An 18,379-nucleotide genomic window follows, 5' to 3' on the forward strand; every position below is an offset into this window, starting at 1 on the left:
GTGGCTCGCACGGTATTGGTGACTGGCGGCAACCGGGGCATCGGCCTCGCCATCGCGCAGGCGTTCGCCAAGCAGGGTGACCGGGTCGCGGTGACCCACCGGGGCAGCGGCGCCCCCGAGGGCCTGTTCGGGGTGCAGTGCGACATCACCGACCCGGCCCAGGTCGACGCGGCCTTCACCGAGATCGAGAAGGAGCTCGGCCCGGTCGAGGTGCTGGTCGCCAACGCCGGCATCACCGACGACACGCTGCTGCTGCGCATGAGCGAGGAGCAGTTCGAGCGGGTGATCGACACCAACCTCAAGGGCTCGTTCCGGGTGACCAAGCGCGCCAGCTCCAAGATGCTGCGCGCCAAGTGGGGCCGGATCATCTTCATCTCGTCGGTCGTCGGCCTCTACGGCGGACCCGGTCAGGTGAACTACGCGGCGAGCAAGGCCGGACTGGTCGGCATGGCCCGCAGCATCACTCGAGAGCTGGGCAGCCGCAACATCACGGCCAACGTGGTGGCGCCGGGCTTCATCGAGACGGAGATGACAGCTGTCTTGTCCGAGGCCCGCCAGGCGGAGATCATCAAGGCGGTTCCGGCCGGGCGGCTCGCCAGCCCCGACGAGGTGGCGGCCGCGGTGACGTTCCTGGCGAGCGACGCCGCGGCGTACATCAACGGGGCGGTCATCCCGGTCGACGGCGGCCTCGGTATGGGCCACTAAACAACTTTAGGAGCGTTTTTCCCGTGTCTGGACTGCTGGCCGGCAAGCGGCTGCTCGTCACCGGAGTCATCACCGACGCGTCGATCGCGTTCTCGGTGGCGAAGATCGCCCAGGAGCAGGGCGCCACCGTCGTGCTGACCGGCTTCGGCCGGATGTCCCTGGTCGAGCGCATCGCCAAGCGGCTCCCGTCGCCGCCCCCGGTGATCGAGCTCGACGTGACCGATCCGGATCACCTGGCCGCCCTGCCCGGCAAGGTGCGTGAGCACGTCGACGGCATCGACGGCGTCGTGCACTCGATCGCGTTCGGCCCGCAGAGCGTGCTCGGCGGCGAGTTCCTCAACGCCAAGTGGGAGGACGTGGCCAAGGCGATCCAGGTCTCCACGTACTCGTACCAGTCGCTCGCCGTGGCCTGCCTGCCGCTCATGCAGCAGGGCGGCAGCATCGTCGGCCTCACCTTCGACGCCACCAAGGCGTGGCCGGTCTACGACTGGATGGGCGTGGCCAAGGCCGGCCTCGAGTCCGCCTCCCGCTACCTCGCGCTGCACCTGGGCAAGCAGGGCATCCGCAGCAACCTGGTCTCGGCCGGTCCGCTGCGCACGATGGCGGCCAAGTCGATCCCCGGCTTCGAGCAGTTCGAGGACGCGTGGGCCGACCGGGCGCCGCTCGGCTGGGACCTGCACGACACGTCGGCCGCCGGCAAGGCCGTCTGCGCCCTGCTCTCCGACTGGTTCCCGGCCACCACGGGTGAGGTTGTGCACGTCGACGGGGGTTACCACGCGCTCGGCGCCTGAGCCGGTGACAGTATTGGCGGGTGGTTTACGACGCCTTCGTCCTGCTGTCCTTCGGTGGCCCCGAGAAGCCCGATGACGTGATGCCGTTCCTGCGCAACGTGGTGCGCGGGCGCGGCGTCCCCGACGAGCGCCTGGCCGAAGTGGCCGAGCACTACTACCACTTCGGCGGCGTCTCGCCGATCAACCAGCAGAACCGCGATCTGCTGGCCGCGGTCCGGTCCGATTTCTCCGCCAACGGCATTGATCTGCCGACATATTGGGGCAACCGCAACTGGCACCCCATGCTCGCCGACACCGTCGCCCAGATGCGCGACGACGGCATCAAGCACGCCCTCGGCTTCGCCACCAGCGCGTACGGCGGCTACTCGTCCTGCAAGCAGTACTGGGAGGACATCGCGAACGCGCGGGCCAAGGTCGGCCCCGGCGCACCGGTCATCTCCAAGATCCGCCAGTTCTGGGACCACCCCGGCTTCGTCGATCCCAACGTCGACGCCGTTCAGGCCGCCTTGTCGACGCTCTCGGGGGAAAGGGAGACGACGCGCCTCGTCTTCACCGCACACTCCATCCCGGTGACGATGGCCGAGACGGCCGGACCGACCGGCGGCCGCTACACGGCACAGCTCCAGGAGACCGCCCGCCTGGTGCACGAGCGCGCCGCCGCCGACCTGCCGTGGGACCTGGTCTGGCAGAGCCGCTCCGGCCCGCCGCAGGTGCCGTGGCTCGAGCCCGACATCAACGACCACCTGCGCACACTCGCCGAGGATGGCGTCACCGACGTGGTCGTCAGCCCGATCGGCTTCGTCTCCGACCACCTCGAGGTCATCTGGGACCTCGACAACGAGGCGGCCGACACCGCCAAGGAGCTGGGCCTCGGCTACGCCCGCGCCGCCACCCCGAACACCGACCCCCGCTTCGTCGCGATGGTCCGCGATCTGGTCCGGGAGCGCACCGACGGCGCCCCTCTTCAGCGACTCGGTACGCTGCCGGTCTGGGACGACTGCCCGGTGAACTGCTGTCCACCACCACGGCGACGAGGAGCATGATGAAGGAGCGCAAAGCCATCGAGAGCTGGCTCACCGACATGGACGGCGTGCTCGTCCACGAGGGTGTGCCGGTCCCGGGCGCGCCCGAGTTCGTCAACAAGATGAAGTCGTCCGGCAAGCCCTTTCTCATCCTGACCAACAACTCGATCTACACCCCGCGCGACCTCCAGGCCCGGCTCAACCGCATGGGCTTCGACGTGCCCGAGCAGTCCATCTGGACGGCCGCCCTGGCCACGGCGCAGTTCCTGGCCGACCAGCGCCCCGGCGGCACGGCCTACGTGATCGGCGAGGCCGGCCTGACCACGGCCATGCACGCGGCCGGCTATGTGCTGACCGAATTCGATCCGGACTACGTGGTGCTCGGCGAGACCCGCACCTACAGCTTCGAGGCCATCACCAAGGCCATCCGCCTGATCGACGGCGGCGCCCGCTTCATCTGCACCAACCCCGACGCCACCGGCCCGTCGAACGAGGGCGCCCTCCCCGCCGCCGGCTCGGTGGCGGCGATGATCTCCAAGGCGACCGGCGTCGACCCGTACTTCGTCGGCAAGCCCAACCCGATGATGATGCGCTCGGCCCTCAACACGATCGAGGCCCACAGCGAGAGCACGGCCATGATCGGCGACCGCATGGACACCGACATCCTCTGCGGCCTCGAGGCCGGCCTCGAGACGATCCTGGTCCTGACCGGCATCAGCACTCGCGAGGAGAGCGACCGCTACCCCTTCCGCCCATCGAGGGTAGTGAATTCGGTGGCCGACCTGATTCCCGAGATCTGACCCCCTTCGAAGATCAAGAGCAGGATGTCGTAGCGGGGTGGGGCGTACGGTTCGCTGCTCCCGCCGAGGGCCGCGGCGGGGTGAGCAGGGCGCTGGCGCGCCCAGAACGCTCACCCCACCACGGCGACGTGCGTAAGTGGTAACGCCCGAAAACCCGCACCGCCGCCGGTCGGCCGTCCGTTTTTGATCGGCTCGCTTCCCCGCGGCGCGAGCACGCGACGGCGTGCGTCCAACGGTCGCGCGGGCACGGCGACTACGCGGGCTCCGACTCGATTCTTGTGAGCCGGCGGCTGGGGCGGAATGAGTGTTGTGGGCATTTGAGAGGAATTCGGGTCTTAGGGTAGGGGTGTGCCGCGCTTTCCTAGTTCTCGCCGGGTAGTGGCGGGGTGGGTCTTCGTGGCGACGCTCGCGGGAAGCGTGGGCGTCGCTTGGATCGAGGGCGCGGAGCCGCACGAGGGCGGCAAGCGGTACGGGGACGCGGAGCAGTACGAGATCAGGGCGGCCCGGCGGGTCGCTGTCGGGCCGACGGTTCCGCCGCGAGCCGCACCGGTGGCCGAGGCCCGGCCGGCGCCGCGTGATCTGCCGACGATCGACTACTGGGGAGCGCCGGGCGGATTTCCGGAGGATGCCGCTCCGGAGTCGGTGGCGCCGCTCTCGGAAGGTCTGCGCCCGCTCCGAAAGCTGGCCGTCTACGACGCTCCCGGCGGGCGGCCGCGGGCCTTTCTGCCCCGCTCGTTCAGCGGCCTGACGGTGACCGTCCCGATCGTGGAGCGGCGCCCGGGCTGGGCCGGGGTGCTGCTGCCGTCGCTGAACCGGCGCGTCGGATGGATCCCGGAGAAGGTGCCCGAGCGCGGCCGAGAAGCCGGCACACACAAGCGAGCCGCCGCGTGGGAGGTTCTGCCGCTTCGGGATCGGCTCGTTCTGCATCGGCGGGGGCACCGGCTTGTCTGGCTCCGGGACGGGCGGCCCGCCGGCGAGTGGGAGGTGGCCATCGGGGCGGCGCGGACTCCGACGCCGCTCGGGCGGACCTTTGTGCTGGGGCGGACGATCACCGTGGGCGGGGTCTACGCGGGGCTCGACGCTCTGGTGCTCGGGGCGGTGCCGGACCACCCGGAAGCGCTCGCGCCGGCGCTTCGGGACGGTCACACGGCGATTCACGCCTGGAGCCGTCGTTCCGCTTTCGGGCGCAGCGTCTCCAACGGCTGTGTACGCCTGCCCGCCGACGCCCAGCGGGTCCTGCTCCGGCAGATCGGGCCGGGGACGCCCGTGCACGTCATCGACTGAGGCTGAGTACCCACGGGGGAAGAACCTCGACGGCGGCGGTGACGAACAGCGCCGGGTCCCGGGGCGAGGGCTGGGAGAGCCACGCCTCGACCACGCCGGCCGTTCCGTGGGCCAGGAAGGCGCCGTGGGTCTTCGTACGCCATGACGGTGTGCCCTCTCCTGGGGGCAGGAGCGCCGGGTTCTGTTCCAGGAACGTGGTGGCCGTGGTGGCGAAATGGTCGACCAGCAGGCGGTAGAGGGTGGCGCTGCGGTGGCCGACCAGCCCCGCCGTGTAGAGGGCGTCGAAGCGGGTCAGGTGGTCGGCCATGGCGGTGGCCGAGCGTTCCCAGACGGCTCGCGGGGCGAGTGCCGGCGTGGCGAAGCCGGCTATCAGGTCGGCCCGCATGGCGTCCAGGTCCTCGTAGAGCAGCTCGGAGAGCACGGCGGCGGGGCTCGTGGCGTGCTGGTAGAACGTCGTGCGGTTGACGCGGGCGGCGCGGACCAGGTCGGCCACGGGGATGTCCTCGACCGGGCGGTCGGCGGCCAGGCGGACCACGGCTTCTCTCAAGCGGGTGCGGGTGCGCTGCACGCGGACGTCTACGGACACGGACGAACCTTAGCGGTCCGGAAACAATCAAGCTCTCACCTGCACTAACCAACACGTGTCTCTTTTCTTTGGCAAGCAACGGTGCCATGATGAACAGGACGCCGCGCCCCGGAGGATCGAGAGCCGCGCGGCGAATCCTCGACGGCACCGCCCGGGACGGGCCCTGCCGTTGGCGCGCCCGGAAAGAGGCAGAAGTTATGAAGGCATCAGTCACCGCAGGGCTCGGGCAGGGCTTCGTCCTCGAGGAGGTCGAGCTGGCCGCGCCGATCGGGCGCGAGGTCCGCGTCGAGGTCAAGGCGTCCGGTCTCTGCCACTCCGACCTGAGCATCGCCACGTTCCTCGGGGGCGAGTTCCCGACCGTGCTCGGGCACGAAGTAGCCGGGGTGGTCACCGAGGTCGGGCCGGACGCGTCCGAGGTCAAGGTCGGCGACCACGTCGTAGCGAGCCTCATCCAGTTCTGCGGATTGTGCGTGAACTGCCTGAGCGGCCGTACGCATCTGTGCACGCGGCCCGAGTTCACGCTGCGCACCCCGGACCAGGCGCCGCGGATCACCTGGAACGGGCAGCCGGTCGCGCAGGGCATGGGCGTGGGCGGGTTCGCGCAGGAGGTGCTGCTGCACGAGAACCAGGTCGCCGTCGTGCCGGACGAGATGCCGTGGGCGCCGGCCGCGCTCATCGGGTGCGGCGTTCTCACCGGGGCCGGCGCGGTGCTCAACAGCGCCGGCGTGCAGTACGGCGAGAGCGTCGTGGTGATCGGCGCCGGTGGCGTCGGCATGAACGCGATCAGCGGGGCCCGGCTCGCCGGGGCCGGGAAGATCATCGTGACCGACATCGAGGACGGGAAGCTGGAGCGGGCCAAGGCCTTCGGGGCCACCCACGTCGTCAACTCGCGGGCCGGCGATCCGGTCGAGGCGGTCCGCGACATCACCGGCGGCGGCGCCGACCACGTCTTCGACTTCGTGGGCGTACGCCCGGTCACCGCCCAGGGCTTCCAGATGCTCGGCAAGGGCGGCGGCCTCTACCTGATCGGCGCGGCCGCCGTCGACGCCGGCCTCGAGGTGAGCACCCTGCTCGCGCTCTCCGCCTCGCAGAAGGTGCAGGGCGTCTACATGGGCTCGTCCAACCTCAAGAAGGACATCCCGTTCTACGCCTCGATGTACCTCCAGGGCCGGATGAACCTCGACGACCTGGTCTCCAAGGAGATCGGCCTGGCCGACATCGACGCCGGATACGAGATGCTCAAGGACGGCAGCACCGCCCGCGTCGTGGTCACCAGTCTGTAGGCGGGCACGGAAAAGGGCGCCGCCTTCGTCGAGGCGACGCCCTTTCCCTACCGCTGATCGGTCAGCACTTGCCCTTGGTGACCACCGGCTCCTTGCTCGCCGAGACCTTCACGCAGGCGAACGCGCCGTCGGCCGCCACCTGGGCGACACCGCTGCGCACGACGCCGACCTTGACGCCGTCGCCCTCCGCGTTGCGCTCGGCCACGGCCTGCTTCAGGTTGGTGTTGATGTTGCTCTTCTCCAGCTGACGCAGCTGCACGTCGAGGGCGAGCAGACGCGCCTCGGTGTACGCCGTGTCGCCGTCGAGGCCGCTGAAGTCGCCACCGCCGTACGGCTGGGCGCCGCCGCCGGTCAGGCCCGAGGTCAGCTTGCTCGGGTCGATCTTCGTGGCGCCCTCGGGGGCCGCGATCTCGGCGCCCGTGGTGACCTCGAAGCGCAGCGCGGCCCGGCCGGTCGCGCCGTCGATGAACTGGAGGAAGTTCACCTCGAGGGCGGTCAGCTTCTCGTCCTTGATCCACAGGTCGAGGGTGATCGGGCGCTCCTTCGGCGCCTTGGGCAGGTCCTTGGTGACGTCGGTGCCGAGCTCCTTGCCGAAGACGCCGGCCAGGCGCTGGAACTCCGCGTAGCCCTTCGTGGTGGAGGTCGTCACCGTCAGGTGTGTCGGGTCGGCCGAGTCGCGGACGATCTGGGCGCTCTCGAAGAGGTTCTTCGCGCTCGCCTGGATCTCGCTCTGCAGCTTCGCCGCCTGCGCCGGGTCCTGCGACGGGGTGGCCTTGCCGAGCGCGCCCTCGGTCGCCTTGGCCACGTCGACCGACACCCACTTGCCGTCGAAGAGCGCGGCCGCCTCGGGCAGCTCGCCCGTGAGGCCCTGGCGCATCTCGGTGACGTCGCTCGCGGCGGCGCCGAACTTGGTGGCCAGCTCCTGCACCGGCGCCTTGACGTAGACGACACCGTCGATGACCCGCAGCTCGGTGCCGGTCACGCCGTCGATGGTGGCCGACAGCGAGGCGCGGTCGTCCTTGTCGCCCTCGCCGGCCTTGTCGGTGGCGATGGTGAACGACGAGTTGAACAGCTTCTTCAGCGTCTCGGCATCGGGAACGTCGGACGGGTCCTCGAGCTTGAGGCCCGCGGCCAGGTCTTCCGGGCTGCCGGTGAGCTTGACCGTGAAGCCGGTCTGCTTGGCCTCGGACAGCTGCGAGGCGGCGTTGCGGAGCTCGAGCTTGGGCTCGATCTCCTTGATCTTCTGAGCGCACGCACCGGCGAAGGCCAGAGCGGTGGCACCAGCGGCGGTGGCCGCCAGGAGGCGCTTAACGCGCATTTTGGTTCTCCCCGTGATAAAAGTCAGCAACCTAGAGTGCTGCATCGCCGTCCGGCGCGCCATAGACGAACGTACTAATCCTCGTCAACAGGTGTCTGAGTCCTTGATCACGCAGAGCAATGGTTGCCCCGGCAACGGGGCAAGGGCGTGGCCGTGGCGAAGAATGGATTCCGGGCGCTGAGGTCAGTGCCGTTCCGCTGGTACTTCGGCGGTCAGATCGCGTCGGCCAGCGGCACTTTCCTCCAGCAGACGGCCATCGGCTGGCTCGTGCTGCAACTGACCGGCTCGGCGTCGGCCCTCGGCCTCGTGCTCGCCGTGGGCGGGCTGCCGTCGCTGCTCCTCGGTCCGTGGGGCGGCAGCGTCGCCGACCGGTTCGACCTGCGGCGGCTGCTGATCGTGACCCAGGCCGTCTACGGTGCGCTGGCCCTCGCGATCTGGATCGCCGCCACCACCGGGCACGCCGGGGTGCCGCTGGTCGTCGCGATCGGCGTGGCCGGCGGCATCGTCGGCATCGTGGACTCGCCGGCCCGGCAGGCCTTCGTCTCGTCGCTGGTCCCGCCGGACGACCTGGCCAGCGCGGTCAGCCTCAACGGCGTCGTGATGAACAGCGCCCGCGTCGTCGGGCCGGCCCTGGCCGGCGTGCTGATCGTCGCGGTCGGCGTCACCCCGTGCTTCCTCGTCAACGCGATCTCGTATCTGGCCGTGATCGGGGCGCTCCTGCTGATCCGGCCCCTCGCCCGGACCAAGCGGACCGGTACGAGCCCGACCGGCGTGGCCGCCGCCGTCCGCTACGCGCGCACCCGCCAGCAGGTGTGGCTGCCGCTGACGATGATGGCGCTGGTCGGGCTGCTCGCCTTCAACTTCTCGGTGGTGCTGCCGGTGCTGGCCAAGCAGACCTTCCACGGCTCGGGCGGCACGTACGGCCTGCTCTCCACGATGCTCAGCGTGGGGTCGATCGCCGGCTCGCTCGGCGTGGGCCTGGTCAGGCACCCGCGGCGGCACTATCTGATCGTGACCGCGCTGGCCTTCGGGGCCGGGCTGGCCGCGACCGCCGCCGCGCCGAACGTGGCCACGGCCACGGTCACCCTGCTCATCACCGGCGCCGCCGGGTTCGCCTTCACCACCCTCGCCTCGACGACGATCCAGCTGCACACCGCACCCGAGTACCGGGGCCGGATCGTGGCCCTCTGGGTGTTCGTCTACATCGGAACGACGCCGATCGGCAGCGTGGTCACCGGCTGGCTCAGCGGTCTCGGCGGCCCGCGCCTGGCGCTGCTCGTGGGCGCGGTCTCGTGTGTGGTGGCCGCCCTGATCGCGCTGCGCGTGAAGACCCCGCCGCACATCGACGACACCCTGCTCGACCTGGCGCCTAGCCGGTCCTGAGTGGACGCGAGGCGAACCACCGGTCGGCGACGGCCGTGTGCAGGCTGAAACCGAGCTCCTGGGGTGCGGCCAGGATCTCCCAGCCCAGCGATTCGTCGTTCGGCTCGGACAGCGGCATGTCGGAGACGTGGGCGAGCGGCGGCAGCAGCCCGAAGACCAGCAAGGTGCCGTCCGGGGCGCTCAAGGTGTCGTACAGGCGTACCTCGGAAGGGTCTGCTCGAAGGCCGGTCTCCTCGAAGAGCTCGCGGACGACGGCCTCGGGCCACGCCTCGCCGAAATCGATGAAACCGCCGGGCAGAGCCAGCTTGCCGGCGGCCGGGGGAATGGCGCGCCGGACCGTCAGCAGGCCACCGCCGACCGGCTGCACCGCGACGCCGACCGGGGTGGGGTTGCGATAGGTGGTCTCACCGCAGGCGGCGCAGCGGCGCGGCCAGTCGCGTACGGCGCCGAAACGGGCCCCGCAGAACGTGCAATGCAGGAACCGGTCAGGCATGCAGCGGGGAGTTGCAGGCGGCGACCAGCGCCTGCCGGCACGCGGTCGTCAGCGGGCGCAGCGCCGCGTCGCGCTGCTGAGCCTCGAAACCGTTCACCGCGCCGCCGGGCGCGTTGCTGCCGGCCAGGGCCAGCACCTGGTCGAGCACGCTGGCCCGGGCGAACAACCGCCGCGCGCGCGGGTCGAAGCCGGGCGGCAGGGTGGCCGTGCTCTCCGGGCGGCGCAGCGCCTGCAACGCGCCGGCCAGCTCGGGTTTCCACTGCGCCACGTCGAGCTTGGTCAGCTGGGCGGTCGCCTCGGACAGGGCCAGCGTGAGCTCGCCCTCGGCCTCGGCCGCGCCCATCTGGAAGACCGGGCGATATCCCTCGACCGGGAAGTAGCGCCAGACCACCGTCTCGAACTCGACGCCCGAGCCGGAGACATGCCGGCGGACATCGGGCACCACACCGAAGTCGGGGGTCATCACGGCCTCGCCGGCCAGCATCGCGGCGCCGGTCAGCTCGCCCGGGCCGGGCAGGCCGCGCGGGTCGCCGGGAGCGGGCAGGACCAGCCGGATGTCGTCGGGATGCACCTTGGCGAAGGCCGGGAGGCCCTGCGGCAGCGGGACGTCGGTCCAGGTGCCGGGCGCGTCGGCGAAGAGGTGCTCCTCGTCGTGGGCGATCTCGTCGGCGAGCTCGTCGAACGGCACGAGCCCGGCACGCCAAGCGCGAACCCAGGACACGAACCGGGTGGAGCGCCGCGTGGTGCGGGTGGCCGCATCAGCTGCGGGGGACATGCGAGCAAGGGTACGTGCCCACCGGGAAGCTTGTCTCGGCCGGAGAGTCATAAGTCCCGTGTCTCCGCGCACGGGTTACGGTGCCTTGCATGTATGGGGAGGACGTGCTCAAGGGCGACTGGCGTAAGCGGAAGGTCGCGCCCGAGGTGGACGCCGAGCGGGACCTGGTGGTCGAGGACGCGGAGTCGGGCTTCTGCGGCGCGGTGATCGGCTTCGAGCTGGGCGCGGTGGTGCTCGAGGACAGGTTCGGCAAGCGGCGCAACTTCCCGCTGGCGCCGGCCGCGTTCCTGCTCGACGGCCGCCCGGTCACGCTGCGCAAGCCGGCCGCGGCCCCGGCGCAGGCCCAGCGGCGGGTCACGGCGTCGGGCTCGATCGCCGTCGACAACGTGCGCGCGCAGGTGGCCAAGGCGAGCCGCATCTGGGTCGAGGGCATCCACGACGCCGCCCTGGTCGAGCGGATCTGGGGCGACGATCTGCGCATCGAGGGCATCGTGGTGGAGCCGCTGGACGGCATCGACGACCTCGCGGGCGCGGTCCGCGGGTTCCAGCCGAGCTCGCAGCGACGGCTGGGCGTGCTCGTCGACCACCTCGTGGCGGGCTCGAAGGAGAGCCGGATCGTGTCGTCCGTCACCGACCCGAACGTGCTGGTCACCGGTCACCCGTACGTCGACATCTGGCAGGCGGTGAAGCCGGAGCGGGTGGGTCTGTCCAAATGGCCGGTGATCCCGCCCGGCCGCCCCTGGAAGGAAGGCATCTGCCAGGCCGTCGGCGTGCGCGAGCCGGCCGACATGTGGCGGCGGATCCTGCGCTCGGTGAGCAGCTACAAGGACGTCGAGACCCCGCTCATCAACTCGATGGAGCGGCTGATCGACTTCGTCACGGTGCCATGACGCTCGCGAGGCGCCGCGCGGCCTCGGCCAGGCGATCGGGCGGCTGCGCCGCGTAACCCAGGATCAACCCCGGCGGTCCGGGCGTCAGGCGGTGCCACGACAGCGGGTGCACGAGTACGCCCGTACGTGCGGCCGCGCGCTCCGCGAGCACAGTGTCGGGCGTGTCGCCGGCCGTCATGATCAGCAGATGGAGCCCGGCGGCCACACCGGTGACACGGCATCCGGGCAGGTGCTGCCGCAGCCCGGCCAGCAGGGCGTCGCGCCGTCGCCGCTGCCGGGACCGGACGGTCCGCAGGTGCCGTTCGTAGTCGCCGCTCGCCAGCAGCCGGGCCAGCACCAGCTGCGGCAGGGCCGGGTTGCCGAGATCGCTGTCGTGCTTGGCCGCGAGCAGTGCGGCCTGCATCGGCCGGGGCGCCACCAGCCAGCCGAGCCGCATGCCGGGAGCAAGAGATTTGGAGACGCTTCCGCAGTACGCGACGTGATCGGGCGCCGAGCCTTGCAGGGCGGCCACGGGCGCCCGGTCGTAGCGGTGCTCGGCGTCGTAGTCGTCCTCGATGATCAGCCCCTCCCAGGCCAGCAGGGCCCGCCGCCGCGAGGGGCTCAGCACGACACCGGTCGGGAACTGGTGTGCCGGCGTCAGCAGGGCCGCGTCCTGGGTCAGCGCGTCGACCCGGAGCCCTTCGTCGTCGATGGGCACCGCCTCCGGGCGTACACCCCAATGGGCGAGCTGATCCCGCGCCCCGCGTGACCCCGGGTCCTCGACCGCGACAGCGGTCGTGTTCCGCGCGTGCAGCGTCTGGGCCAGCAAGGCCAGGGCCTGGGCGACGCCGCCGACCACGATGACGTCGTCGGGCTCGCAGCGCACGCCCCGGACCCGGCCCAGCCATGACGCCAGCTCGGCGCGCAGCCGGGGCGTGCCGCCCGGATCGCCGTATCCCAGATCGGCCGCGGTGATCTCGTCGAGGACCGCCCGCTCGGCCCGCAGCCAGGCGGCGCGGGGGAAGGCGGAGAGGTCGGGAACGCCGGGGGAGAGGTCGATGTCGATGCCCTCGGGCGGCGGCAGGGGAAGCCTGATCGCGGCGAGATCGCGGCGCCGGTCGGTGGTCCGGCGCGGAGTGGCCGGTGCGGCGGTGACGACCGTGCCGGCGCCGGTGCGCGCGGTGGCCAGCCCCTCGTCGACCAGCCGCTGATAGGCGTCGACGACGACGCCGCGGGAGACGGCGAGCTCGGCCGCGAGGAGCCGGGTCGCGGGCAGCCGGGCCCCGGGGGTGAGGCGGCCCGTGGTGATGGCGGCGCGCAGGGCGTCGGCCAGCCAGGAGGCCAGGCCCTTGGGCGGCGCCTCATCCGGCCGGAGCTGGAGGAAGTCGGACATTGGTCCTCCTGACGCCGCGGCGATTGGTCCTTCAACCGGACCATACCGCCGACGAGCATGAATGTCGTGACGTCTTTGCCAGCCCTTTCGGGCGCTCTGGGAATGGTCTTCGTCGGCGGCAGCGTGGCCGTGTCGGGCGTGCTCACCGACGCCCCCAACCTGACCGTGCAGGCCCTGCGGTACGCCGTGGCCTGCCTGCTGCTCGTCCTGTACGCCCGCCTCGCCGGCCACCGGCTGGTGCGCCCGCGCGGCACGGAATGGCTCTGGCTGGCCGGGGTGGTGGTGACCGGCATGTTCGTCTTCAACCTGGCCCTGGTCCACGGTGCCCGGCACGCCGAGCCGGCCGTCCTGGGTGTGGCCGTGGCCTGCGTGCCGCTGCTGCTGGCGGTGGGCGGCCCGCTGCTGGAGGGCCACACCCCGGCCCCGCGCCTGCTGCTGGCGGCGGCGGTGGTCACGGCGGGGGCGGTGCTCGTGCAGGGCCTCGGCCGGGCCGACGGGATCGGGTTGGTGTGGGCCCTGGTCACCTTCGTCTGCGAGGCGGGGTTCACGCTGCTGGCGGTGCCGTTGCTGGGCCGGCACGGCCCGCTGGGCGTGTCGGTGCACGCGACGTGGATGGCGGCCGGGGTTTTCGGCGTCTCTGCCCTTGTCCTTGAAGGCCCCTCGCCGCACGTGCGGGCTTCGCATGTGTTCGCCGGGGTCTATCTGGCGGTGGCGGTGACGGCCCTGGCTTTCGTGCTCTGGTACACGTGCGTCTCGCGGCTCGGTTCGGCCCGCGCCGGCCTGCTGACCGGCATCGCACCCATCGCGGCCGCCGCGACCGGGGTGGCCCTCGGCGGGCCTGTGCCCAGTCCGCTCGTGTGGGCCGGCATCGCGCTGGTGGCCCTCGGCCTGGCCGTCGGTATGGCTCCTGCCTCCCACAGGGCAATTTCCGCGCGTACCCCTGCCTCCGCCGGCCCTTCCGCGCCCATCCATGCTTCCGCCCGGTCTTCCGCGCCGGCCCCCGCCTCCGCCCGGCCTTCCGTGCCTCCTCGCACCCCCGCTGCGCCTTCCGCGTTCGCTCCCACCTCCCCTCCGCCTTCCGCGCTCGCCGCTGCCTCCGCCCCGCCCTCCGCTGCCACCCCCGCCCATCTCTCCCGGCCAAAAATCAGTGATACGAAGAACCCATAGCGACGATCTGGTTCGTGCTATGGTCGACGTATCGGCGATACGCATCGGGCGTATCGACGTGATCATCGAGGTGGGACTCATGGCTGTAGCTGTTGTCACCGGCGCCTCCCGCGGAATCGGCCGCGCCGCCGCCATCGCCCTGGGCGCCGCCGGCCACGACGTGGTCGTCGGTTACGCCGGCTCACCGGACGCCGCTTCCGAGACGGTGGCCTTGGTCGCCGAGGCCGGCGGACGGGCCGTGGCCGCCCACGCCGACGTCGCCGACGAGCAGGCCGTGGCCGGCATGTTCGACCTGGCCGAGAAGGAGTTCGGCGGCGTCGACGTCGTGGTCAACTCGGCCGGCCTGATGTTGCTGTCCCCGCTGGTCGACCTGAACCTGGACGACCTCGACCGCATGCACCGCACCAACATCCGCGGCAGCTTCGTGGTCGCCCGCGAGGCGGCCCGCCGCCTGCGCTCCGGCGGCGCCATCATCATGGTCTCGACGTCGGTGGTGGGCTTGCAGTTCCCGGCCTATTCGGCGTACGCCGCCAGCAAGGGCGCGGTCGAGGCCATGATCCTGGTCCTGGCCCGCGAGATGCGCGGCCGCGACATCACGGTGAACGCGGTTGCCCCCGGCCCCACCGCCACCGACCTGTTCCTCAACGGCAAGGACCAGTCCGTCATCGACAACCTGGCCAAGCAGCCCCCGCTGGAGCGCCTGGGCCAGCCCGACGACATCGCCGGCGTCATCGCCTTCCTGGCCTCACCGGCCGGCCACTGGGTGAACGGCCAGACCGTCCGCGCCAACGGCGGCATCATCTGACCGGCGGCAGATCCCATTGCGCGCTCGGGTGGTACTGACCGAACGCCAGTGACAGCGCAAGTTGGGTGGGCCGGACATCCGTCGGCGCCGCGAACGTGAGCTCGAGCAGAAGCTCGGCCCGCGGTTCGATCGCCGTAGGTGACACCGTGCCGGACGAAAGCACCCGGATCCCTGAAAGGGGGAACGTTTCACGCTGGTCGGTGGTCAGCCCGGCCCCGCCGCTGGAGAAGGAGCCGTCGACCGGCTGGTCCCCGATGTTCCGGACCAGGACGATGAACGTCGCCGGCCCGGGGCCTGGATCGGCCTGAAGTAGTGCCGCGCGCCCCGGCTCACCGCTGACGACCACCGAGCCGCCGAGCGGGACCGGATCGATGAGGCGCGCGTATGGCGCGAGGTCTTCGACCGGATTCCGGAAGGTTTGGGTGGCCGACGGATCCACATGTATGGGCCTCGCGACGTAGTCCGGCGGCCGTGTCTCCGGCCGCCAGTTCGCCGCCCACGAGACGACGATGGCGGCCGTCGTGACGCCGACTATGGCGGCGGCCGTCCGGACCCACGGGTGTCTGCCCTTCACGGAAGCGCCCCATCGGCCGGAGTGCCTCCGACTTGAGGAGCGATGCTCAGGCCAGGTGGGACGGGTCGCGGCTGAAGACGAAGGTGGCGATGTCGATGGCCGTCACCTCGCCGTCCGGGTCGCGGAGGACCGTCAGGATCTCGCCCTCGTTCTCGCCGTCCACGCCTCGCCAGCGGTCGGGGGCCTCCCGGGTGAAGCGGGACCAGTGGAACGGGCCGGTCATGTCCAGGGCGGCGCCGTCGGTGACGATCTCGTACTCGCGGCCCATCCACCACCAGCGGCCGGTCAGGGCCGCCGCCTCGCCGGTGGGTGGGGTCGGCGGCTGCCACGGGGCCGGTGGGGTTGCGGGCTCGGCGTCCAGCACTGTGGTCAGGGCGTCGAGGGCCACCTGCTTGATCGTGGTGCCGGTCAAGCCGTACGCGTTGGCGAAAGCAATCACGCCCAGCCGGCTCCGGCGATGGACCACGAGCTGGGCCACGTAGCCGGGCATGGAGCCGCCGTGGCCGACGAAGACGCGCTCGCCCACGCGGAACAGCTGGGGGCCCAGGCCGTGGCCGGCCGTCCAGGACTCCAGGTCGCTGATCACGACGGGGGCGCACATCTCGTCGACCGTCTCGCGGGACAGGACCGTGGGGGCCGGGTCGGTCCAGAACGCCGCCCACTTGGCCATGTCGGTGATCGTCGACCAGAGCTGGCCGGCCGGCGCCATCGCGCCCGAGTCGAGGCGGGGCTCCTCGTGCATCGCGCCGCCCAGGGCGTGGACCACGTAGCCCCGGGCGAACGGCTCGACCGGGGCGTACGTCGTCCTTTTCATGCCCAGCGGGTCGAGCACCCGCTTGGCCGCCAGGGCCTGCCAGCTCTCGCCCGTGACCTTCTCCAGGACCGCGCCGAGCAGGCCGTAGGCCAGGTTCGAGTAGCGGAAGCGGCGGAACGGCGGGCCGGCCACCTTGTCGTATCCGAGCTCGGCCAGCAACTGGTCGACGTCGCCGCCGGTGGCCCGCTCCCACCAGGCGCCGTCCGGCTCGCGTTGCAGCCCGGAGACGTGGCCGAGCAGCTGGCGCAGGGTCACGCCGCCGATCGGGGTGCCGGGCAGGTGGCGGTAGAGGAGGTCGTCGAGGGCGAAGAAGCCCTCGTCGCGCAGCTGCATCACCATGGTCGCGGTGAGCGTCTTGGTGATCGAGCCGAGACGGTACTGCGTTTTCGCGTCCGGCCGGGGATGTTCCCCGGCGAAGGACTGGTGCAGCACCGCCCGGTCCCGCACGATGGCCAGGGCGAAGGACGGCACGCGCCCGTCGGCCTGCGCCCGCGCGGCGATCTCATCGACCCGCCGGCCGGTCTGCGGTAGCAGCGATGGAATCGGCGACACGGTGGACCCTCTCGATAAACGACTGATGGGTACAACTATGTAAGACGGATTGAGTGTCGCCCCCGATGCCCCGAATCTGCGCTCGGTGTATGGGAAGTCGCCGTACGTGCGCGGGCGTGCAACGATCGTGGTGTGGAAGCGGTTCTCTGGATCGTGCTAGGCATCGCGTTGGCGATCGCCGAGGCTTTCACGGCCACTTTTCTCATCATCTTCTTCGCGGCGGGCGCGCTCGCCGCGGCCGGAGTGGCCGCCCTGGGTGCGCCGCTGCTGGTCCAGGTGATCACGTTCGCGCTCGTCTCCGGCATCTCGGTCGGTGCGCTCCGGCCGATCATCATGCGGCACGCCAAGCCCGCCTCCGAGACCGGCGAGACGCCGTTCGGGGTGGAGGCGATCGAGGGCAGCCACGGCCTGGTGCTCGAGGAGGTCGACGCCGACCGGGGCATGATCAAGTTGGACGGGGAGCTGTGGCAGGCCCGTTCCTTCGACGGCAACGAGAAGTACCTACCCGGCGAACGCGTCCGGGTCATCAAGGTCAAGGGCGCCACCGCCATCGTGTGGCGCGACGACCTGCCCAACATATAGAGAGGCGCCATGGAAGCTGTGATCGGTGTACTCGTCATCGTGATCGTGGTTTTCGCCATCGTCACGTTGCTCCGGTCCGTCCGCATCGTCCCCCAGCAGCGTATGGACGTGGTCGAGCGCCTGGGCAAGTACAAGCGGACCCTCTCACCGGGCCTGAACCTGCTGGTTCCGTTCGTCGACTCGGTGCGCAGCAAGGTGGACATGCGCGAGCAGGTCGTCTCCTTCCCGCCTCAGCCGGTGATCACTTCGGACAACCTGGTCGTCTCGATCGACACGGTGCTCTACTTCAAGGTGGTCGACCCGGTCCGGGCCACGTACGAGATCGCGAACTTCCTCCAGGCCATCGAGCAGCTGACCGTCACGACGCTGCGTAACGTCATCGGTTCGCTCGACCTGGAGCGCGCCCTGACCAGCCGCGAGGAGATCAACCGTCACCTGTCGTCGGTGCTCGACGAGACCACCGGCCGCTGGGGCATCAAGGTCACCCGCGTCGAGATCAAGGCGATCGAGCCGCCGCCGAGCATCCGTGACTCCATGGAGAAGCAGATGCGCGCCGAGCGTGACCGCCGGGCCGCGATCCTGAACGCCGAGGGTCACAAGCAGTCGCAGATCCTCACCGCCGAGGGTGAGAAGCAGGCCGCGGTGCTGCGCGCCGACGGTGACCGGCAGGCCCGCATCCTTCAGGCCGAGGGCCAGGCCAAGGCCATCCGTACGGTCTTCGACGCCATCCACACGGCGAATCCGTCGCAGAAGGTGCTGGCCTACCAGTACCTCCAGGCCCTGCCGCAGATCGCGAACGGCTCGGCCAACAAGGTCTGGATCGTGCCGACCGAGCTGACCAAGGCCCTCGACGGTCTGGGTGGCGCGCTGGGTGGTCTGGCCAACATGGCCGGCGACGCGCCGAAGGAGGGCGTCGACGCGGCCGCCGTCGAGCGCGAGGCCGTTGCCGCGGCGCAGGCCGCGGCGGCCGAGGCCAACAAGATCAATGAGGCCGTACGGGAGGCGGAGGCTCAGGTCAGCGGCGACCCCGACAAGACGGCCGCCCTGCCCGCGCCCGAGCCGATCCCGCCGTCGGCCGCCCTGGGCGGCGCCGACTACAACGGCGCGGCCGACCTCGAGGGGCGCCGCGAGCGCGCCTGAAGATTTTGATCACGGCCGGCCCGTTCGGGTCGGCCGTGTCGCG

The 18,379-nt window shown here is 71.1% G+C and carries 19 protein-coding genes; 12 read left to right on the forward strand and 7 right to left on the reverse strand.

Going from position 1 to position 18,379, the window contains the following annotated elements:
* The 5 genes from ACQP2X_RS10820 (at position 1) to ACQP2X_RS10840 (ending at position 4,602) form a co-directional block, all read left to right on the forward strand.
* Positions 1 to 705, forward strand: coding sequence for a beta-ketoacyl-ACP reductase (locus ACQP2X_RS10820; protein ID WP_498696081.1), 705 nt, complete (start codon positions 1 to 3; stop codon positions 703 to 705).
* A gap of 23 nt (positions 706 to 728) precedes the next feature.
* On the forward strand, positions 729 to 1,496 hold the full coding sequence (fabI, locus tag ACQP2X_RS10825) for an enoyl-ACP reductase FabI (RefSeq protein WP_097322396.1): 768 nt from the start codon (positions 729 to 731) through the stop codon (positions 1,494 to 1,496).
* A 20-nt stretch (positions 1,497 to 1,516) separates the two neighbouring features.
* On the forward strand, positions 1,517 to 2,539 hold the full coding sequence (locus ACQP2X_RS10830; RefSeq protein ID WP_498696082.1) for a ferrochelatase: 1,023 nt from the start codon (positions 1,517 to 1,519) through the stop codon (positions 2,537 to 2,539).
* Positions 2,539 to 3,318, forward strand: a complete 780-nt coding sequence (locus tag ACQP2X_RS10835; protein ID WP_097322394.1) for an HAD-IIA family hydrolase — start codon at positions 2,539 to 2,541, stop codon at positions 3,316 to 3,318. Before ACQP2X_RS10830 ends, ACQP2X_RS10835 begins: the two co-directional genes overlap by 1 nt.
* Before the next feature lie 396 nt (positions 3,319 to 3,714).
* Positions 3,715 to 4,602 (forward strand): L,D-transpeptidase, encoded by an 888-nt coding sequence (locus ACQP2X_RS10840; RefSeq protein WP_498696083.1) that lies wholly within the window; start codon positions 3,715 to 3,717, stop codon positions 4,600 to 4,602.
* On the opposite strand, the gene ACQP2X_RS10845 is transcribed toward ACQP2X_RS10840, so the two are convergent.
* Positions 4,592 to 5,188, reverse strand: a complete 597-nt coding sequence (locus tag ACQP2X_RS10845; protein ID WP_498696084.1) for a TetR/AcrR family transcriptional regulator — start codon at positions 5,186 to 5,188, stop codon at positions 4,592 to 4,594. The two genes, ACQP2X_RS10840 and ACQP2X_RS10845, sit on opposite strands and share 11 nt — an antisense overlap.
* 197 nt (positions 5,189 to 5,385) lie before the next feature.
* Between ACQP2X_RS10845 and ACQP2X_RS10850 the strand changes: the two genes are divergently transcribed.
* Positions 5,386 to 6,471, forward strand: a complete 1,086-nt coding sequence (locus ACQP2X_RS10850; RefSeq protein WP_498696085.1) for a zinc-binding dehydrogenase — start codon at positions 5,386 to 5,388, stop codon at positions 6,469 to 6,471.
* Between the two features lie 61 nt (positions 6,472 to 6,532).
* On the opposite strand, the gene ACQP2X_RS10855 is transcribed toward ACQP2X_RS10850, so the two are convergent.
* A complete protein-coding gene (locus ACQP2X_RS10855; protein ID WP_498696086.1) occupies positions 6,533 to 7,789 on the reverse strand; it encodes a hypothetical protein in 1,257 nt (418 codons plus the stop codon).
* Positions 7,790 to 7,942: 153 nt separating this feature from the next.
* Here ACQP2X_RS10855 and ACQP2X_RS10860 point away from each other — a divergent pair, with 153 nt between their 5' ends.
* Positions 7,943 to 9,172 carry an MFS transporter gene (locus ACQP2X_RS10860; protein WP_498696087.1) on the forward strand — a complete coding sequence of 410 codons (1,230 nt, stop codon included), beginning with the start codon at positions 7,943 to 7,945 and terminating at the stop codon, positions 9,170 to 9,172.
* Here the strand turns inward: ACQP2X_RS10860 and ACQP2X_RS10865 are convergent.
* A complete protein-coding gene (locus tag ACQP2X_RS10865) occupies positions 9,159 to 9,665 on the reverse strand; it encodes an NUDIX domain-containing protein (RefSeq protein ID WP_498696088.1) in 507 nt (168 codons plus the stop codon). The genes ACQP2X_RS10860 and ACQP2X_RS10865 overlap by 14 nt on opposite strands.
* Positions 9,658 to 10,440 (reverse strand): Rv1486c family protein, encoded by a 783-nt coding sequence (locus tag ACQP2X_RS10870; RefSeq protein WP_498658299.1) that lies wholly within the window; start codon positions 10,438 to 10,440, stop codon positions 9,658 to 9,660. Before ACQP2X_RS10870 ends, ACQP2X_RS10865 begins: the two co-directional genes overlap by 8 nt.
* A gap of 89 nt (positions 10,441 to 10,529) precedes the next feature.
* Between ACQP2X_RS10870 and ACQP2X_RS10875 the strand changes: the two genes are divergently transcribed.
* Positions 10,530 to 11,330, forward strand: a complete 801-nt coding sequence (locus ACQP2X_RS10875) for a DUF3097 domain-containing protein (RefSeq protein ID WP_498696089.1) — start codon at positions 10,530 to 10,532, stop codon at positions 11,328 to 11,330.
* Here the strand turns inward: ACQP2X_RS10875 and pdxR are convergent.
* On the reverse strand, positions 11,317 to 12,702 hold the full coding sequence (gene pdxR, locus ACQP2X_RS10880; protein ID WP_498696090.1) for a MocR-like pyridoxine biosynthesis transcription factor PdxR: 1,386 nt from the start codon (positions 12,700 to 12,702) through the stop codon (positions 11,317 to 11,319). The genes ACQP2X_RS10875 and pdxR overlap by 14 nt on opposite strands.
* Positions 12,703 to 12,759: 57 nt before the next feature.
* Between pdxR and ACQP2X_RS10885 the strand changes: the two genes are divergently transcribed.
* A complete protein-coding gene (locus ACQP2X_RS10885; RefSeq protein ID WP_498696091.1) occupies positions 12,760 to 13,869 on the forward strand; it encodes a DMT family transporter in 1,110 nt (369 codons plus the stop codon).
* A 79-nt stretch (positions 13,870 to 13,948) separates the two neighbouring features.
* Positions 13,949 to 14,674: an SDR family oxidoreductase gene (locus ACQP2X_RS10890; RefSeq protein WP_498696092.1), complete on the forward strand. Its 726-nt coding sequence runs from the start codon at positions 13,949 to 13,951 to the stop codon at positions 14,672 to 14,674.
* Here ACQP2X_RS10890 and ACQP2X_RS10895 read toward each other — a convergent pair.
* Together ACQP2X_RS10895 and ACQP2X_RS10900 are read right to left on the reverse strand one after the other, a co-directional pair.
* A complete protein-coding gene (locus ACQP2X_RS10895) occupies positions 14,667 to 15,248 on the reverse strand; it encodes a hypothetical protein (RefSeq protein WP_498696093.1) in 582 nt (193 codons plus the stop codon). The genes ACQP2X_RS10890 and ACQP2X_RS10895 overlap by 8 nt on opposite strands.
* A 46-nt stretch (positions 15,249 to 15,294) precedes the next feature.
* Positions 15,295 to 16,614 carry a serine hydrolase domain-containing protein gene (locus ACQP2X_RS10900; RefSeq protein WP_498696094.1) on the reverse strand — a complete coding sequence of 440 codons (1,320 nt, stop codon included), beginning with the start codon at positions 16,612 to 16,614 and terminating at the stop codon, positions 15,295 to 15,297.
* 132 nt (positions 16,615 to 16,746) lie between these two features.
* Here ACQP2X_RS10900 and ACQP2X_RS10905 point away from each other — a divergent pair, with 132 nt between their 5' ends.
* Both ACQP2X_RS10905 and ACQP2X_RS10910 read left to right on the forward strand, forming a co-directional pair.
* Complete coding sequence (locus ACQP2X_RS10905) at positions 16,747 to 17,196, forward strand: NfeD family protein (protein ID WP_498696095.1); 450 nt, start codon at positions 16,747 to 16,749, stop codon at positions 17,194 to 17,196.
* A gap of 9 nt (positions 17,197 to 17,205) precedes the next feature.
* The gene (locus ACQP2X_RS10910; RefSeq protein ID WP_498696096.1) at positions 17,206 to 18,336 is read left to right on the forward strand and encodes an SPFH domain-containing protein; all 1,131 of its coding nucleotides are present in this window, start codon (positions 17,206 to 17,208) and stop codon (positions 18,334 to 18,336) included.
* Positions 18,337 to 18,379 lie beyond the last annotated feature (43 nt).

This window comes from Actinoplanes sp. CA-131856, assembly GCF_050956135.1.
In the GTDB taxonomy this organism is placed as follows: Bacteria; Actinomycetota; Actinomycetes; order Mycobacteriales; family Micromonosporaceae; genus Actinoplanes.

Bases quoted from the DNA above. Each gene is read 5' to 3' on its own strand.
- ACQP2X_RS10835 (WP_097322394.1), top strand. From the start codon at position 2,539: ATGAAGGAGCGCAAAGCCATCGAGAGCTGGCTCACCGACATGGACGGC.
- ACQP2X_RS10850 (WP_498696085.1), top strand. From the start codon at position 5,386: ATGAAGGCATCAGTCACCGCAGGGCTCGGGCAGGGCTTCGTCCTCGAG.
- ACQP2X_RS10855 (WP_498696086.1), bottom strand. From the start codon at position 7,789: ATGCGCGTTAAGCGCCTCCTGGCGGCCACCGCCGCTGGTGCCACCGCT.
- ACQP2X_RS10865 (WP_498696088.1), bottom strand. From the start codon at position 9,665: ATGCCTGACCGGTTCCTGCATTGCACGTTCTGCGGGGCCCGTTTCGGC.
- ACQP2X_RS10870 (WP_498658299.1), bottom strand. From the start codon at position 10,440: ATGTCCCCCGCAGCTGATGCGGCCACCCGCACCACGCGGCGCTCCACC.
- ACQP2X_RS10875 (WP_498696089.1), top strand. From the start codon at position 10,530: ATGTATGGGGAGGACGTGCTCAAGGGCGACTGGCGTAAGCGGAAGGTC.
- pdxR (WP_498696090.1), bottom strand. From the start codon at position 12,702: ATGTCCGACTTCCTCCAGCTCCGGCCGGATGAGGCGCCGCCCAAGGGC.
- ACQP2X_RS10885 (WP_498696091.1), top strand. From the start codon at position 12,760: ATGAATGTCGTGACGTCTTTGCCAGCCCTTTCGGGCGCTCTGGGAATG.
- ACQP2X_RS10890 (WP_498696092.1), top strand. From the start codon at position 13,949: ATGGCTGTAGCTGTTGTCACCGGCGCCTCCCGCGGAATCGGCCGCGCC.
- ACQP2X_RS10910 (WP_498696096.1), top strand. From the start codon at position 17,206: ATGGAAGCTGTGATCGGTGTACTCGTCATCGTGATCGTGGTTTTCGCC.